General features: G+C 65.4%; 14 protein-coding genes. 4 read left to right on the forward strand and 10 right to left on the reverse strand.

What is annotated here, in order from left to right:
• Positions 1-18: 18 nt before the first annotated feature.
• The 7 genes from VCJ71_RS02520 to radA form a co-directional block, all read right to left on the reverse strand.
• The gene (locus VCJ71_RS02520) at positions 19-1,563 is read right to left on the reverse strand and encodes an aminoacyl--tRNA ligase-related protein (RefSeq protein WP_324638839.1); all 1,545 of its coding nucleotides are present in this window, start codon (positions 1,561-1,563) and stop codon (positions 19-21) included.
• A gap of 104 nt (positions 1,564-1,667) precedes the next feature.
• Positions 1,668-2,222 (reverse strand): polyhydroxyalkanoate synthesis repressor PhaR, encoded by a 555-nt coding sequence (gene phaR / locus VCJ71_RS02525; protein WP_324638841.1) that lies wholly within the window; start codon positions 2,220-2,222, stop codon positions 1,668-1,670.
• A gap of 104 nt (positions 2,223-2,326) precedes the next feature.
• Positions 2,327-3,364 carry an alanine racemase gene (gene alr, locus VCJ71_RS02530; protein WP_324638842.1) on the reverse strand — a complete coding sequence of 346 codons (1,038 nt, stop codon included), beginning with the start codon at positions 3,362-3,364 and terminating at the stop codon, positions 2,327-2,329.
• Positions 3,361-4,995 carry an MFS transporter gene (locus tag VCJ71_RS02535; protein ID WP_324638843.1) on the reverse strand — a complete coding sequence of 545 codons (1,635 nt, stop codon included), beginning with the start codon at positions 4,993-4,995 and terminating at the stop codon, positions 3,361-3,363. Before VCJ71_RS02535 ends, alr begins: the two co-directional genes overlap by 4 nt.
• A 33-nt stretch (positions 4,996-5,028) precedes the next feature.
• On the reverse strand, positions 5,029-5,427 hold the full coding sequence (locus tag VCJ71_RS02540) for an iron-sulfur cluster assembly scaffold protein (protein WP_324638845.1): 399 nt from the start codon (positions 5,425-5,427) through the stop codon (positions 5,029-5,031).
• Positions 5,428-5,456: 29 nt separating this feature from the next.
• Positions 5,457-6,005 (reverse strand): CvpA family protein, encoded by a 549-nt coding sequence (locus tag VCJ71_RS02545; protein WP_290135092.1) that lies wholly within the window; start codon positions 6,003-6,005, stop codon positions 5,457-5,459.
• A 34-nt stretch (positions 6,006-6,039) separates the two neighbouring features.
• A complete protein-coding gene (gene radA / locus VCJ71_RS02550) occupies positions 6,040-7,407 on the reverse strand; it encodes a DNA repair protein RadA (protein WP_324638847.1) in 1,368 nt (455 codons plus the stop codon).
• A gap of 73 nt (positions 7,408-7,480) precedes the next feature.
• On the opposite strand from radA, the gene VCJ71_RS02555 reads away from it, so the two are divergent.
• A complete protein-coding gene (locus VCJ71_RS02555) occupies positions 7,481-9,787 on the forward strand; it encodes a patatin-like protein (RefSeq protein WP_324638848.1) in 2,307 nt (768 codons plus the stop codon).
• A 7-nt stretch (positions 9,788-9,794) separates the two neighbouring features.
• On the opposite strand, the gene VCJ71_RS02560 is transcribed toward VCJ71_RS02555, so the two are convergent.
• The 3 genes from VCJ71_RS02560 to dnaK form a co-directional block, all read right to left on the reverse strand.
• Positions 9,795-10,262: a low molecular weight protein-tyrosine-phosphatase gene (locus VCJ71_RS02560; protein ID WP_324638849.1), complete on the reverse strand. Its 468-nt coding sequence runs from the start codon at positions 10,260-10,262 to the stop codon at positions 9,795-9,797.
• Entirely contained in the window at positions 10,259-11,392 is a 1,134-nt protein-coding gene (gene dnaJ / locus VCJ71_RS02565; protein WP_324638851.1) for a molecular chaperone DnaJ, read from the reverse strand. The genes VCJ71_RS02560 and dnaJ overlap by 4 nt, the downstream gene beginning before the upstream one ends.
• An 87-nt stretch (positions 11,393-11,479) precedes the next feature.
• A complete protein-coding gene (gene dnaK, locus VCJ71_RS02570) occupies positions 11,480-13,405 on the reverse strand; it encodes a molecular chaperone DnaK (protein WP_324638852.1) in 1,926 nt (641 codons plus the stop codon).
• A 171-nt stretch (positions 13,406-13,576) separates the two neighbouring features.
• Here dnaK and VCJ71_RS02575 point away from each other — a divergent pair, with 171 nt between their 5' ends.
• The 3 genes from VCJ71_RS02575 to VCJ71_RS02585 all read left to right on the forward strand — a co-directional run bounded on the left by VCJ71_RS02575 (position 13,577) and on the right by VCJ71_RS02585 (position 15,196).
• Positions 13,577-14,062, forward strand: coding sequence for a copper chaperone PCu(A)C (locus tag VCJ71_RS02575; RefSeq protein ID WP_324638855.1), 486 nt, complete (start codon positions 13,577-13,579; stop codon positions 14,060-14,062).
• On the forward strand, positions 14,062-14,571 hold the full coding sequence (locus VCJ71_RS02580) for a vgr related protein (RefSeq protein WP_324638857.1): 510 nt from the start codon (positions 14,062-14,064) through the stop codon (positions 14,569-14,571). The genes VCJ71_RS02575 and VCJ71_RS02580 overlap by 1 nt, the downstream gene beginning before the upstream one ends.
• A gap of 79 nt (positions 14,572-14,650) precedes the next feature.
• Positions 14,651-15,196, forward strand: coding sequence for a hypothetical protein (locus VCJ71_RS02585; protein ID WP_324638859.1), 546 nt, complete (start codon positions 14,651-14,653; stop codon positions 15,194-15,196).
• Positions 15,197-15,202 lie beyond the last annotated feature (6 nt).

A 15,202-nucleotide genomic window follows, 5' to 3' on the forward strand; every position in this document is an offset into this window, starting at 1 on the left:
CATGTCCACCGCCCGCGCTCAATAGGCCTTGGCGACGTAGATCCGCTCGACCGCAGGCTCCCCGGTGAAGATGCACGCGCCATCGACCGGCGCGCCGTCCATCGGCACGTTTCGCACGGTGAGCTTGAGCGCCTTGAGCTGCTCGACCACTTTTTCAAGCGTGGCTCCGGTCGGCCTGGCCCACTGGACTTCCACCCAGCCCGGGTATTTCTCGCCCGAGGAATAGAACGCTTCGAGATCCTGCATGGTGGCGATGTCGCGGCGGATGCTGGCATCGCGGCGTGCGGCTGCGGCGGCGAAGAGCGCGGACTGGATATCCTCCAGCACCGCGCCGATTCCGGCTGCGGCTTCCTCCCGCGAGGGTGTGGTGAAAGCGGGCTTGCCGCTCGCTTCGTCCCACAGCGCATCGCGGCGCAGCTGGCTGACGGCGCCGTTGTCCATGTCGCGACCGCCGACCTCGATGATGACGGGCGCGCCCTTGCGGACATAGTCCCACCGCTTCGCCGCAGCCTTGCCGGGGCGCGTGTCGAGCAGGACACGGACGGGCTCGCCCAGCGCCGATTGCTCCGCGATCTTCGCGCGCAATTCCTCGCAATACGCGACCAGCGCCTCGTCTTCCGGTTTGTCCCGCAGCATCGGCAGGATCACGACCTGCTGCGGGGCGAGCGCGGGCGGCACGCGCAGCCCGTCGTCGTCGCCATGCGTCATGATCAGCCCGCCGACCATGCGGGTAGACATGCCCCAGCTGACCGTGTGGGCGAGCGCCTGCCCGCCCTCGCTGTCCTGGAAGCGGATGTCGGCGGCTTGCGCAAAATTGGTGCCGAGATAGTGGCTGGTGCCGGCCTGCAAAGCCTTGCCGTCCTGCATCATCGCCTCGATCGACCACGTCTCGACCGCGCCGGGGAAACGCTCATGCTCCGGCTTCTCGCCCGCGATCACCGGCATGGCGACGTCCTCTTCGGCAAAGGCGCGATACATCTCGAGCGCGCGCATGGTTTCCTCGCGCGCTTCTTCCGCCGTGGCATGGGCGGTGTGGCCTTCCTGCCAGAGGAATTCGCTGGTGCGCAGGAACATGCGGGTGCGCATTTCCCAGCGCACGACATTGGCCCACTGGTTCAGCTTCAGCGGCAGGTCGCGCCAGCTTTGCACCCAGCGGCTCATCGCGTCGCCGATGATCGTTTCCGATGTCGGCCGCACGATCAGCGGCTCTTCCAGCTTCGCATCGGGATCCGGCACCAGCCCGCCGGCGCCATCGGCGATCAGGCGGTGGTGGGTGACGACAGCCATTTCCTTGGCGAAGCCTTCGACATGCTCCGCCTCGCGCGTGAAGTTGGCGAGCGGGATGAAGAGCGGGAAATAGGCGTTGGCGATGCCGGCGGCCTTGATCCGGTCGTCCAGCAGGCGCTGCATCCGCTCCCAGATGCCATAGCCCCACGGGCGGATGACCATGCAGCCGCGCACGCCCGATTCCTCGGCCATTTCGGCGGCGGAGATGACTTCCTGGTACCAGGCGGCGAAATCGCTTTCGCGGCGTGTGTTGAGAGCGTGGCGGATGGCGGCCATGGGGATATTCCTGTGCGGGGCTGTTCGGCCCTGTAGGTTCAATGCTGTTGGTGCGGCGCTGGGCCTCTAGGCGGCGGGCCTGCCGCTGTCGAGAAGCGGGCGCGCTATTTCGCCAGCTTGTCGAGCTGTTCCTGCATCGCCGCCATCTGCTTGCGCAGGGCGGCCAGTTCCTCGTCCTTGGACGTCGGCGCCGGATCCGCCGGCTTTGTGGATCCGGGCAACAGCGTTTCTGTGGCGGCGCGGAACATCGCCATGTTCGCTTCGTGCAGCTTGCCGAGCGGCGTCGCCGCCATGCCGCTTTTCAGCGTATCGCCCAGCTTGGACTGGTTCTCGCGGAAGAACTTCATCGACGCATCGAGATAGGGCGGCATCAGCGCCTGCATCGAATTGCCGTACATGCTGATCAGCTGGCGCAGGAAGCTGACGGGCAGCAACTGCTCTCCCCCGGCCTCTTCCTCCATGATGATCTGAGTCAGGATCGAATGGGTAATATCGTCCCCGCTCTTCGCATCGACAACCTGGAATTCCACATTCTCGCGCGTCATCTGGGCAAGGTCGTCCAGCGTGATGTAGCTAGACGTGCCGGTGTTGTAGAGGCGCCGGTTGGCGTATTTCTTAATGATGATCGGATCGTCTGCGGTACCCGTACCCTTGGCCATGCGGTGCTTCCCTGTGTTCCCTCGGCCCAATTGTGCGCCGGTTGCGGCATTTTGCTGCGCAGCATTTCGCTTAGCATGCGCAGCATGTGCACTGCAATATAGCTCTATCGTGCGAAGCGCTGCCCCAGCGTGGTGAGAAGCTCGTACTGTGACAGGCCGGAGGTTTCGGCCGCGGCGGGTAGGTCGTAGGGCAGCTCCAGCCAGTCCCCTTCGCCGAGGTCGGGCGCGGCGGAGAGGTCGACGACGACCATGTCCATCGATACGCGGCCCAGTGCGGGCAGCTCGCGCCCGCCGTGCTGGAACACTGCCTTGCCCGACCAGCTGCGCAGGAAGCCGTCGGCATAGCCGAGCGAGACCGTGCCGACGCGCATCTCCTCGCGCGCAATGAAAGTAGCGTTGTAGCCGACGCTGTCCCCTGCCCCGATCTGTCGCACTTGGAGAATGGCGGCCTGCGGATGCACGACTTGCCGGATTGCGCCGGCGAGCTCTTCGCGCGGTTTGCCGCCGTAAAGGGCGAGGCCGGGGCGCGTCATGTCGAAATGATAGCCGCTGCCGAGCGCGATCCCGGCGCTGTTGGCGAGGCTCTTTGCGGCGTCGGGAAAGTGCGCGAATGTCTCGAGCGCACGGGTGAGTTGCAATTCGTTGAGCGCGCTATCCTCGTCCGCACTAGCGAGGTGCGACATGACGACTACCACATCGAGCCCGGCGACAACCGGGTCGCCGACTTCCGCGGGCGAAATGCCGAGGCGGTTGATGCCGGTATCGACCATCAGGTGGCACTGCCCTCCCCCCGAAGAGATCCACCTCGCCGCCTGGGCGAGGCTGTTGATGACGGGCAGTGCGCCGAGCGCGCGGATGGCCGCGGCATCCTCGTCAGACGTGGGGCCATGGAGAACGGCGATCTGTCCGGCCGGCACATGGGCCGCGACAGCCTCGACCTCGCTCGAATGGGCGACGAAGAAGGCCTCACATCCTGCATCGCGCAGCACCGGCACGGCCAGATCGGTGCCGAGCCCATAGGCATCGGCCTTGACCGCTGCACCCGCTTTCGCCTTGCCGGACAAGCTATCGAGCGTGCGCCAGTTGGCCGCCAGCGCTTCCCGGTCGATTGCCAGCCGTAAGGTCCGCGGTGTCTGGGTCACTTTGTCTCGTCTGCGAAATCGGTCGGCGGGCCACCCGGCAGGCCCCACCAGGCGACGAGGACGCCGAAGCCCACGACCGCGATCGTGTACCACAGGCCGGCATAGACATCGCCGCTGCGCGCGACGATGATCCCCGCGATCAGCGGCAGGAAACCGCCGAGGTAGCCCGCGCCGATGTGATAGGGGATCGACATCGAGCTGTAGCGAATCTTGGCGGGGAACATCTCTGTCAGCAGCGCCGCGACCGAGCCGTATGTCAGGGCCGACAGCATCCCGAGCACCAGCAGCAGGGCAAAGATGCCGAGCACGTTTGCGAAGGGCGGTTTCTGCGGTGTGAAGTCGAAGCCCGACACGCCGAGCGCACGCTGCAGCCCGTCGCGCCGCGCGGCCCCATCGGCGAACCAGCCCTCGTCGATGGCGATCTCCGCATCGCCCGAGGTGAGGCGCAGGTCGTCCGCCTCCACGACATTATAGGCGACGCCGCTGGCGGTCAGCGTTTCGAGGATCTTGCCGCAGCGACTCTGCTCGCGGTCGAAGAGGTCGGCGAAAGGATCGGTGGAGCATTGCGGCCCCTCGACAACCACCGGGTTCGCCTCTGCCGAGGATGCCAGCCCCGGATTGGCGAGCGCGCCCATGCCCCAGAAGATTGGGAACAGCAGGACGAGCGAGGCGAGCGCGCCGATGATGATCGGCTTCTTGCGGCCCACCCGGTCCGACCATTTTCCGACCACGATGTAGAACGCCATCGAGACGAGGCCGGCAGCAAACAGGATGTATTCGACCAGCTGCTCGTCCAGCCGCATCGGCCCGCGCAGGAAGCCGAGGCTGGAGAAGAATGCGGTGTACCAGATCGTGGTCAGCACGCCGGTAATGCCGAACAGGGCGACGAAGATGCGGCGTTTGTTACCCGGATAGGTGAAGCTTTCGACGAAGGGGTTGGCCGCCGTCTCGCCCGCTTCCTTCATCGCCTGGAACACTGGGCTTTCGGATAGTTTGAGGCGCATCCACAGCGAGATGCCGAGCAGGATGATCGACAGCAGGAACGGCACGCGCCAGCCCCATGCGGCGAAATCTTCCGCCGGGATCAGCCAGCGGCAGGCGAGTACCACGGCGATGGACAGCACGAAGCCGCCGACCACGCTCGCCTGGATGAAGCTGGTGTAGAAGCCGCGCTTTTCCGGCGGGGCGTGCTCGGCAACGTAAATCGCCGCGCCGCCGTATTCGCCGCCGAGCGCGAGGCCTTGCAGTACACGCAGGCAGATAACGATGATCGGCGCCGCGATGCCGATAGTCTGCACGGTCGGGATCAGGCCGACCCCTGCGGTCGCGACGCCCATCAGGGTCACCGTGACGAGGAAGGTATACTTGCGGCCCAGCCGGTCGCCGAGGAAGCCGAAAAGGATCGCGCCGATAGGGCGGAAGGCGAAGCCGACAGCGAAGGTCGACCACACCAGCAGCAGGCCGAGCGTGTCGTTATCGACGTCGTAGAACGCGTCTTTCAGGATATAGGCTAGCGTGCCGTAAATGAAGAAATCGTACCATTCGAACACGGTGCCGGCGGAGCTGGCGGCGATAACCAGCCGGATTTCCTTGTCGGTCGGTTCGCGTTGCATCACGGCGCTGTCCGCCATCGGTGAACTCCCTCTCCCTGTCCGGAAAATCGCTTAACGCGCGGGCGCGGGCATGGGAAGCGCGTCCAGCGCGGCCTTCCACGGCAGCATGATCGCCCCGTGCCGGCCGGGATGCGCGCGCGCCTCTGCCAGGGCCTCTATGCCCGGCCAGTCGGGCGCGCTGGGGCCGCCGGCGAGCCAGGCAGCAAGGTGGCGGTTGGCAAGGCGGATGTCCTCACGCGTTCGCCCCCTCGCCGCGGCGGCAAAGATTGCGGCGGCCGCCTGGCCGACGGCGCAGGCTTGCGTGAGGAGGCCGAGGTCGGAGATGGCGTCCCCGTCCAGCGCCAGGCCGAGCTCCAGTGAACTGCCGCACGCGCGCGACCGCGCGCTCCCCCGCAAGGGCAGCGTATCGGTCAGCGGATAGTCGGCGAGCGTGACCGCAAGCGACAGCATTTCGGGCGTGTAGAGCTTGGCGGAGCGGCTCAGTTGCCCTCCTCCGCCGCGCGCCTTTCCTGCTCGGCGCGTTCCTCGTCCGCCAGCCTTGCGCGGCGGGCGGCAATGATTTCCACCATCGCCTTGCTGGAGCTGTCGACCAGCGGATAGGTCCGCGCGTTGACGATCCACGTCGGCCGGCCCTGCGCCCCCCAGATCGTATCGTAACCGAGCACGAGGATGGAGAAGGCCATCACCACGATGATTAGGCCCTTCACCGCGCCGAAGCCGAAGCCCAGCACGCGGTCGATCGGGCCAAGCACGCTGTTGCGCGATGCCTCCCCCATCCGCCCGGCGATCAGCTTCATCGCGGCGTAGGGGATCAGCAGCAGCAGCACGAAGGCGAGCACCGATGCGGCATTGGGGGAATCGAACACGCCCAGCAGCGCTTCGGACAGGTCGGTGTGGAGGAAGCGGATCGCGAAGATCGCCAGTACCCACGACAGCAGCGACAGGATTTCCTGCACGAAGCCGCGCATGAAGCCACCGATCGCGGCCACGCCGACGATCAGGATCACGATAATGTCGAACGCCGTCATCGAAACACCGATCCCTCTGTTTCGTGGCCGACCCCTATGCGCTGCCCATGATCCGGTCAACGAGCTTGGGCAGGACTGTCAACGGATCGTAGCTGAGGCCCCTGGGTTTCTCGCCTGCGTTGCCGGGGCCATACCCGCGCTCGAACCCCAGCTTCATCGCCTCTTTCAGCCGCAGGCCGGCGTGCGCGACCGGACGGATTTCGCCGGCAAGCGAGACCTCGCCGAAAAACACGCTCTTGGCCGGCAGCGGCTTGTCCGCCAGCGCGGAAATCAGCGCCGCGGCCACGGCAAGGTCCGCCGCCGGATCGGTCAGCCGGTACCCGCCCGCGACGTTGAGATAGACCTCCGCGCTCGAGAAATTGAGCCCGCAGCGCGATTCCAGCACCGCCAGCAGCATCGCCATCCGCCCGTTGTCCCAGCCGACGACCGCGCGGCGCGGCGTGGCGCCCGATTGCAGTTTCACGATCAGCGCCTGGATTTCGACCAGCACCGGCCGCGTGCCTTCCAGCGCTGGGAAGACCGAACTGCCCGCCACCGGCTCGTCGCGCCCGGACAGGAACAGCATGGAAGGGTTCTTCACCTCCTCCAGCCCGGCGCCGGCCATCGCAAAAACGCCGATTTCGTCCACCGCGCCGAAGCGGTTCTTGAGGCTGCGCAGGATCCGGTACTGGTGGCTGCGCTCCCCTTCGAAGCTCATCACCACGTCGACCATGTGTTCCAGCACGCGCGGCCCGGCGATGTTGCCGTCCTTCGTGACGTGGCCGACGAGGACCAGCGCGGTCCCGCTCTGCTTGGCATAGCGGATCAGCTCGAACGCGCAGCCGCGCACCTGGCTGACGGTGCCCGGCGCACCTTCGATGGTGTCGGAATGCATCGTCTGGATGGAATCGATCACCAACAGCGCAGGCGGCTCCATCGATCCCAGCGTGGTCAGGATGTCGCGGACCGAGGTGCTGGAGGCGAACTTGATCGGCGCTTGTGCCACGCCGAGGCGCTGCGCGCGCATCCGTACCTGCCCGGCGGCCTCTTCACCGCTGACGTACACCACATCACCGCCTGCGCGGGCGACATTGCCGGCGGTCTGCAACAGCAGGGTAGATTTCCCGATACCGGGATCGCCGCCCATCAGGATGGCGCTGCCCGGCACGATCCCGCCGCCAAGGGCGCGATCGAATTCCTCCAGCCCGCTCGGCCGGCGGACAAGGTCTTCGCCTTTCTGGTCGAGCTTGACGAACTCCACCATCCGCCCCCCGCTCGACAGGTCGTGCTTCTGAGAGAAAACGGTCGCCGGCGCATCCTCGGCCAGCGTGTTCCATTCCGCACAATCGGCGCACTGGCCCTGCCAGCGGTGGTGGACACTGCCGCATGCCTGGCAGACGAAACGTTTCTTGGTCTTGGCCATCGGCTGTGGACCTAAGCGGAACGGACCAAGAACGCAATTGCCAATCGCAGCTATCCCCGCCACTGTGGGGTCGATGCGGCAAAAGGAACTCAGGATCGCGCTGGTCTGCTACGGCGGAGTGAGCCTTGCGGTCTACATGCACGGGGTCACGAAGGAGCTGTGGAAGCTCGCGCGGGCCAGCCGGCATTTCCACGGCGGCCACGGCGAACTGACGCCGAGCGAGGCGATCTACCGCGAATTGCTGGAAACCGTGCAGGACGAAGGGCTGCGGCTGCGCGTTTTGCCCGACATCCTGGCGGGCGCAAGCGCGGGCGGCATCAACGCGGTGTTCCTGGCGCAGGCGATCCATTCCGGCCAGTCGCTGGAGCCGCTGACCGACCTGTGGCTGGACCATGCCGATGTGGAACAGCTGATCGACGAGGAAGCGCGCCCTTGGTCCCGCGCCACCAAGTTCTGGGCGCAGCCGCTGGTCTCCTGGCTGTTCACCCGACCGGGCAACGCCGTGTCGGACAGTGTCGCGCCGGAAACACGGGCAGAGGTGCGGCGCAAGCTTTCCACCCTGATCCGCAGCCGCTGGTTCGCCCCGCCCTTCTCCGGCCTCGGCTTCTCGGACCTGCTCGCCGGGGCGCTGGTCGCCATGCGCGAGGCACCGGCGGGCGACCCCCTGTTACCGCCCGGCCACCCGCTCGACCTGTTCGTGACCGCGACAGATTTCCACGGCGCGCGCCAGCTGCTACGCCTGCACAGCCCGCCGGTGGTGGAGGAGCGCGAGCACCGGATGCCGATCGGCTTCCACAAGCGCACGCCCAGCGGGCCGGGCGCGGCGCTGGCCCACCCGCTCGAGCTCGTCATGGCCGCGCGTTCCACTGCGAGCTTCCCGGGGGCCTTCCCGCCGCTGGAGATTGCCGAGCTCGACCGGCTGGCCGCAAAGCGCGACTGGGAATGGTCGGGCCGGGACGCTTTCCTGCGCCACATCATGCCCGGCCATTTCGCCGACCGCGATGTTGAAAAGGTCGCGCTGATCGACGGGTCGGTACTGGTCAACAAGCCTTTTGCGGAAGCGATGGGCGTGCTCGACATGCGGCCTGCCCAGCGCGAGGTCGACCGGCGCTTCGTCTATATCGACCCGCACCCCAAGACAGTGGCGATCACGGACGACAACCGCACGACCGGCTTCTTCCGCACCATCCTCGGCTCCCTGTCGGCGATCCCGCGCCAGCAGCCGATCCGCGACAACCTGGAAGCCTTGCAGGAGCAATCGCGGGAGGCGGAGCGGATGCGGCGTATCATCGCGTCCTTGCGCCCCGAAGTGGAAGGCGCGGTCGACCGCCTATTCGGGCGCACGCTGTTCCTCGACAGGCCTACGACCAAGCGATTGAAGGCGTGGCGGGAAAAGGCGCAGCAGGTTGCGGCGGAAGGCGCAGGCTATGCCTTCGTCTCATATGCCGAGAGCAAGTTTGCCGGGATCGTCGACCGGCTGGCCGAAAGCATTGCCGCCGCCGCGCCGGAGGAGGAGCGGCCCGACGTCGCAGTGCTTTCCGCCCGGCTGCGCGAGGCGTTGGCAGCATCGCACGTGGAAAGGCTCGCGACCGATGGCGGCGGGGCGAGTGCGGAGGCAATCGAGTTCTTCCGCTCGCACGATCTCGGCTTCCGGGTCCGGCGGCTGCGGCTGCTGGCGCGCAGGCTGGCGCGCGACTGGGAGGCCGATCCGGAGATTTCGGACGAGGCGCTCGATACGGCGCGCGATGCGGTTTACCGGATGCTTTCGCTCTATTTCGAGGCGGAGAAACGGCCCGCGGGCGATCCGGACTTTGCGCCGCTGGCAGCAGGGGCGTTGGAGGAACCGCTCGCCGCGCTGGGCGCGCTGGCCGAGCGCCGCCGGCTGAAGCAATGCGACGAGCAGGTCGAGGAAATGCTGGCCGCGACGCTGGAGGAAATGCCCAAGAACCTGCGCCGGCGCATGCTGCTGACCTATCTCGGCTTCCCGTTCTACGACGTTGCGACCCTGCCGCTGATCAAGAACGAGGCGCTGACCGAGTTCGAGCCGGTCAAGGTCGACCGGATTTCACCGGAGGATGCGAAGTCGATCCGCGAAGGCGGAACGGCGGAGACCTTGCGCGGCACCGAGTTCTTCAATTTCGGTGCCTTCTTCAGCCGCGCCTATCGCGAGAACGACTATCTGTGGGGCCGCCTGCACGGGGCGGACCGGATGATCGACCTTGTCGCGTCGACGATGAACCACCGCCTGCCCGACGCGGCCTTCCACGATTTCAAGCGGCGGTTGTTCATGGCGATCCTGGCGGAGGAGGAGCCGCGCCTGACGGCAGAGCCGCGCCTGGTGCCCGGCCTGATGCACGAAGTGCAGGTGAAGCTGGGTTGACCGCGCCTTATCCGGCGGTTTCGGAAAAGAACTGCCGCGCCGCTTCGGACACTGCGTCCCATGTGTAGGCGAACATCTCCTCGTCCCCGTAATACGGATCGATCACGCTCGCCCCGGCGCGGGACTCGACGAGATCGAGCAGGAGGTGCACCTCCGCCGTGGCGCCCGGCGGGGCCATTGCTTCGAGATCGGCGAGGTTCGTGTCGTCCATCGCGAAGATATGGGTGAAGCGGGCGAAATCCTCTGCCGTCACCTGCCGCGCCCGCTGCCGGGAAATATCGACACCGCCTGCGCGCGCCGCCGCGATGGAGCGGGGATCGGGCGATTTGCCCACGTGCCATGCAGCCGTGCCGGCGGAATCGATCTCCGCTATCACCCCGGCACGGGCTGCTTCGGCGCGAAAGGCGCCCTCGGCGAGCGGGGAGCGGCAGATATTGCCGAGACACACCAGCAGGATTGCCGGCCGGTCGCTCACGCGCCGAACGCGTCCTTCAGCTTGTCGAAGAAGCCGCGGCTACCGGGGCATTCGTCACCGGTTTCCGTTTCCTGAAATTCGCGCAGCAGTTCCTTCTGCTTCGCGCTCAGCTTCGTCGGCGTTTCCACGGTGACTTCCACCACCATGTCGCCCCGGCCGCGGCCTTGCAGCACTGGCATGCCGGCCCCGCGCTTGCGCAACTGCTTGCCGGACTGGATGCCGGCAGGGATGTCGATCGTGTGGGTTTCCCCGTCCATGCCGGGGATTTCCAGCGTGCCGCCCAGCGCCGCGCGGGTGAAGCTGATCGGCACCTGCGTCAGCAGCGAGGTCCCGTCGCGCTGGAAGATCGGATGCGGGCGGACGTGGAGGAAGATGTAGAGGTCGCCCGGCGGCGAGCCCATCGGCCCCGCCTCGCCCTTGCCCGACAGGCGGATGCGCGTGCCGTGATCGACGCCCGGCGGGATGTCGACTTCCAGCGTCTGGACGGTGTCGACCCGCCCTTCCCCGCGGCATTCGTGGCACGGCGTTTCGATGATCTCGCCGCGGCCGTGACAGCTGGGGCACGGGCGTTCGACCATGAAGAAGCCCTGCTGCGCGCGGACCTTGCCGTGGCCGTGGCACAGGTTGCACTGGCGCGCCGAGGTACCGGGTTCCGCGCCGGAACCGGAGCAGGTGTCGCATGTCGCGGCGACTTCCACCTCGACCTGGGCGTCCTTGCCGTGGAACGCCTCCTCCAGCGTGATTTCCATGTCGTAGCGCATGTCCGCGCCGCGGCGCTGGCGTTGCCGCCCGCCGCCGGCTCCGCCCCCGAAGGCAGACCCGAAGATGGTTTCGAACAGGTCGCCAAGATCGCCGAAGTCGGCGTGGCCCGCCCCGCCGTGGCCACCCGCCATGCCTTGGGCGAAGGCGGCGTGGCCCATCCGGTCATAGGCAGCGCGCTTCTGCGGGTCCTTCAGGACCTCGTACGCCGCGCCCACGGCCTTGAAGCGCGCTTCGGAATCGGCGCAGCCGGGGTTGCGATCGGGATGGCACTGCATCGCGATCTTGCGATAGGCGGACTTGATCGTCGCGCCATCGGCCGTGCGAGACACGCCGAGCAGTTCGTAGAAATCGGTTTCGGTCGTGGACACGTGTGTCAGAACCCCCAAACCATTCCGCCACCGGTACCGGCCCCTGGGGGTCGCGGCACCGGTGGCGGGCTGGTTTCCATCGGGCGATTAGCCCTTGTTGTCTTCGTCGACTTCGGAGAATTCGGCGTCGACGACGTCTTCGTCGGCAGAGCTGTCGCCTGCCGAGGCATCGGCTTCAGGCTGCGCGGCGGAGGCCTGCTCCTGCTCGTAGATCGACTGGCCCATCTTCATGGCGAGGTCGGTCAGCTTCTGGCTCTTTTCCTTGATCTGGTCCGTATCGTCGGATTCGATCGCGGTCTTGGTTTCGGCGATGGCGGCCTCGATGTCGCTCTTCAGCGAGGTATCGATCTTGTCGCCGTGCTCTTCCAGTTGCTTCTCGGTCGCGTGGACCAGGCTGTCGGCATTGTTGCGGGCTTCGGCGCTTTCGCGGCGCTTCTTGTCTTCTTCCGCGAACTTTTCCGCGTCCTGCACCATCTGTTCGATGTCGCTGTCGGACAGGCCGCCCGACGCCTGGATGCGGATCTGCTGTTCCTTGCCGGTGCCCTTGTCCTTGGCCGACACGTTGACAATGCCGTTGGCGTCGATGTCGAAGGTGACTTCCACCTGCGGCACGCCGCGCGGCGCCGGCGGGATGCCGACGAGGTCGAACTGGCCGAGCAGCTTGTTGTCGTGCGCCATCTCGCGCTCGCCCTGGAAGACCTTGATCGTCACCGCGTTCTGGTTGTCTTCCGCGGTCGAGTAGACCTGGCTCTTCTTGGTCGGGATCGTCGTGTTGCGGTCGATCATCTTGGTCATGATGCCGCCCAGCGTCTCGATGCCCAGCGACAGCGGGGTCACGTCGAGCAGCAGCACGTCCTTGACGTCGCCCTGCAGCACTCCGGCCTGGATGGCGGCGCCCATGGCGACCACTTCATCCGGGTTCACGCCGGTGTGCGGCTTCGATCCGAAGAACTGTTCTACAACGTCGCGCACCTTGGGCATGCGGGTCATGCCGCCGACCATGATGACTTCGTCGATCTCGTCCTTGGAGACGCCGGCATCGGCCAGCGCCTTCTTGCACGGCTCCAGCGTGCGCCGGATCAGGTCGCCGACCAGCTTTTCAAGGTCGGAGCGGCTGATCGTCTCGACCAGGTGCAGCGGGGTGGAGCTGCCACCTTCCATGCGCGCGGTGATGAACGGCAGGTTCACTTCCGTCGTCTGGCTGCTGGACAGTTCGATCTTCGCCTTTTCGGCGGCTTCCTTCAGGCGCTGCAGAGCGAGCTTGTCGCTCTTCAGGTCCATGTTTTCCTTCTTCTTGAACTGGTCGGCCAGCCACTCGACGATCGCCGCGTCGAAGTCTTCACCGCCGAGGAAGGTGTCGCCATTGGTGGACTTCACCTCGAACACGCCGTCGCCGACTTCGAGGATGGAGATGTCGAACGTACCGCCGCCGAGGTCGTAGACCGCGATCGTCTTATTCTCGTCCTTGTCCATGCCATAGGCGAGCGCCGCTGCGGTCGGCTCGTTGATGATGCGCAGCACTTCGAGGCCGGCGATCTGGCCGGCGTCCTTGGTCGCCTGGCGCTGCGCGTCGTTGAAGTATGCGGGAACGGTGATCACGGCCTGCGTCACGGTTTCGCCGAGATAGCTTTCGGCGGTTTCCTTCATCTTCTGCAGGATGAAGGCGGATACCTGGCTGGGCGAATATTCCTCGCCGCCGGCTTCGACCCATGCGTCGCCGTTCTTGCCCTTCACGATGTCGTAGGGGACGAGATCCATGTCCTTCTTGGTCATCGGATCGTCGAACCGGCGCCCGATCAGGCGCTTGATCGCGAACAGCGTGTTGTCCGGGTTGGTCACTGCCTGGCGCTTGGCCGGCTGACCGATCAGTCGTTCGCCGTCCTTGGTGAAGGCGACGATGGAAGGCGTGGTACGCGCGCCTTCGGAATTTTCGACGACCTTGGGCTTGCCGCCGTCCATGACGGCAACGCAGGAGTTCGTGGTGCCGAGGTCGATACCGATAACTTTAGCCATGTTTCCCCATTCCTGGTTTCATTTGGTTGGACGCCGCCGCGTTGCCCCTTCCGTCATCGGCAAGAGGCGCTTGGGCAGCTCGATTGTGAGGCGGATATAGGTGCGGTTTTCCTTGGCACAAGAGACGCGTCTGGCTAGTCCCGCATTGGAATTGACCCGAGGGGGAATACGATGCGTAACACGATTTTTGCCGCCTTCGCACTGGGTGCGGGCTCGCTGGCGCTGGCCGCTTGCGGCAGCGAAGAGGCACCTGTGGAACAGACGCCTGCCGACACGGTGGAGGGCTTCGAAGTGTCCAATGCGCGGCTGATCCTGCCGGCTGTGGCGGGCAATCCGGCGGCGCTGTATTTCGACCTTTCCTATAACGGCGAGCGCGGCATTGCGCTGCGCGGTCTCGAGGTGGAAGGCGCCGCCAATGCCGCGCTGCACGAAATGGTCGAATGGGCCGGCAAGATGGACATGAACGAGATGGGTCCGATGGCGATGCAGCCGGGCGACAATGTCTCGTTCGAACCGGGCGGCAAGCACGGCATGGTCTTCGAACTGCCCGACACGGTGAAGGCGGGCGACACGGTCACCGCCCGCATCGTCTTCGCGCGCGGCAACAAGCACGCGTTCGAAGCCGAAGTGCGCGATGCCGGAGACGACCGCAACTGATGGAAATCGATGCGCAAGACAGCGCGGCCTGCCCGGTCGGCGGGGAACGCCGCCTGACCGAAGGCGAGATCGCGCTGGCGCAGGGCGTCTTCGGCAACGCCATCGCCTATGACAAGGTCACCATCCGGCGCAGGAAATGGTTTCCGCTCCAGCCGCGCCGGGTGGTCATGGCCCCACGCGGGCATTTGCATTTCCACCCCGGCGGGGAGGATTACTGCGACGACTTTTCTTCCGCATCGCTGACACGGCAAGGCCTGTTCGTCCACGAGATGACCCATGTGTGGCAGACCCAGCAGAAAGGCGAATGGTACCTGCCCCTGCGCCGCCATCCGTTCTGCCGCTACGATTATGCGCTGAAGCCCGGCTGGTCGCTGGAGCGATACGGCATCGAACAACAGGCGGAAATCGTCCGCCATGCCTTCCTGCTGAGGAACGGCGCCCGCCTGGCCGGCGCGGTCGACCCTGCGCCGTATGACCTTTTGGTGCGGTTTCCGGGGTCAAAGTCCTGAAATTCGTCCGCGGAGGATTGACCTTAAATATCGCTTTCAAAATTTACGGGTGCCGCCACCGACGAAGGGGTAACCGGTCTTGGAAAAGAGACTTCTAGCAAGCGTATTTTTTCTCATTTTCGCCGGATGCTCGGCAGGGAACGTTGATGGTTTCAGGGTCGCCGATACCCAATTTACGATCTCGAAGATCGATCAATCGCAATACAAGGTGTCGAGGCCAATTGGGACCGAGGACGCCGGATTTATCTTCACTCTGGATCATGACGTCTATTCCAGCGTGGTTTCGGTGCAAAGTGCGCGTCAGCTTTGCAGATCTTCGGCTGCGAAGGGACCTAATTACCGGACTGGCGCATGTTCGGATCGCGACATCGATTATAGCAAAATTGTGCGAGTAAACGGTACCGGCACAAATTTTTGGGAATATCGAGATGCGAACGGATCACAGATCGCAACCTGCTATGCAACATTAAGAACTGGCACGTGCAATTTCGATCGGCGATACAGCGCCGTTATCTATTCCATGTCCATTCCTGACGACAGGATTGGCGAAATGAGGATGGCGAGCAAAACCGTCGAAGATCTACTCCTGAAATGGGAGCGGGGACCAGCTAGTCAGGCGCTTTAGCGAGGA

The organism is Pseudoblastomonas aquimaris (assembly GCF_035481675.1).
In the GTDB taxonomy this organism is placed as follows: domain Bacteria; phylum Pseudomonadota; class Alphaproteobacteria; order Sphingomonadales; family Sphingomonadaceae; genus Alteriqipengyuania_B.

Coding starts and splice junctions, on each gene's coding strand:
- VCJ71_RS02520 (WP_324638839.1), bottom strand. CDS start 1,563: ATGGCCGCCATCCGCCACGCTCTCAACACACGCCGCGAAAGCGATTTC.
- phaR (WP_324638841.1), bottom strand. CDS start 2,222: ATGGCCAAGGGTACGGGTACCGCAGACGATCCGATCATCATTAAGAAA.
- VCJ71_RS02535 (WP_324638843.1), bottom strand. CDS start 4,995: ATGGCGGACAGCGCCGTGATGCAACGCGAACCGACCGACAAGGAAATC.
- VCJ71_RS02540 (WP_324638845.1), bottom strand. CDS start 5,427: ATGCTGTCGCTTGCGGTCACGCTCGCCGACTATCCGCTGACCGATACG.
- VCJ71_RS02545 (WP_290135092.1), bottom strand. CDS start 6,005: ATGACGGCGTTCGACATTATCGTGATCCTGATCGTCGGCGTGGCCGCG.
- radA (WP_324638847.1), bottom strand. CDS start 7,407: ATGGCCAAGACCAAGAAACGTTTCGTCTGCCAGGCATGCGGCAGTGTC.
- VCJ71_RS02555 (WP_324638848.1), top strand. CDS start 7,481: ATGCGGCAAAAGGAACTCAGGATCGCGCTGGTCTGCTACGGCGGAGTG.
- dnaK (WP_324638852.1), bottom strand. CDS start 13,405: ATGGCTAAAGTTATCGGTATCGACCTCGGCACCACGAACTCCTGCGTT.
- VCJ71_RS02575 (WP_324638855.1), top strand. CDS start 13,577: ATGCGTAACACGATTTTTGCCGCCTTCGCACTGGGTGCGGGCTCGCTG.
- VCJ71_RS02580 (WP_324638857.1), top strand. CDS start 14,062: ATGGAAATCGATGCGCAAGACAGCGCGGCCTGCCCGGTCGGCGGGGAA.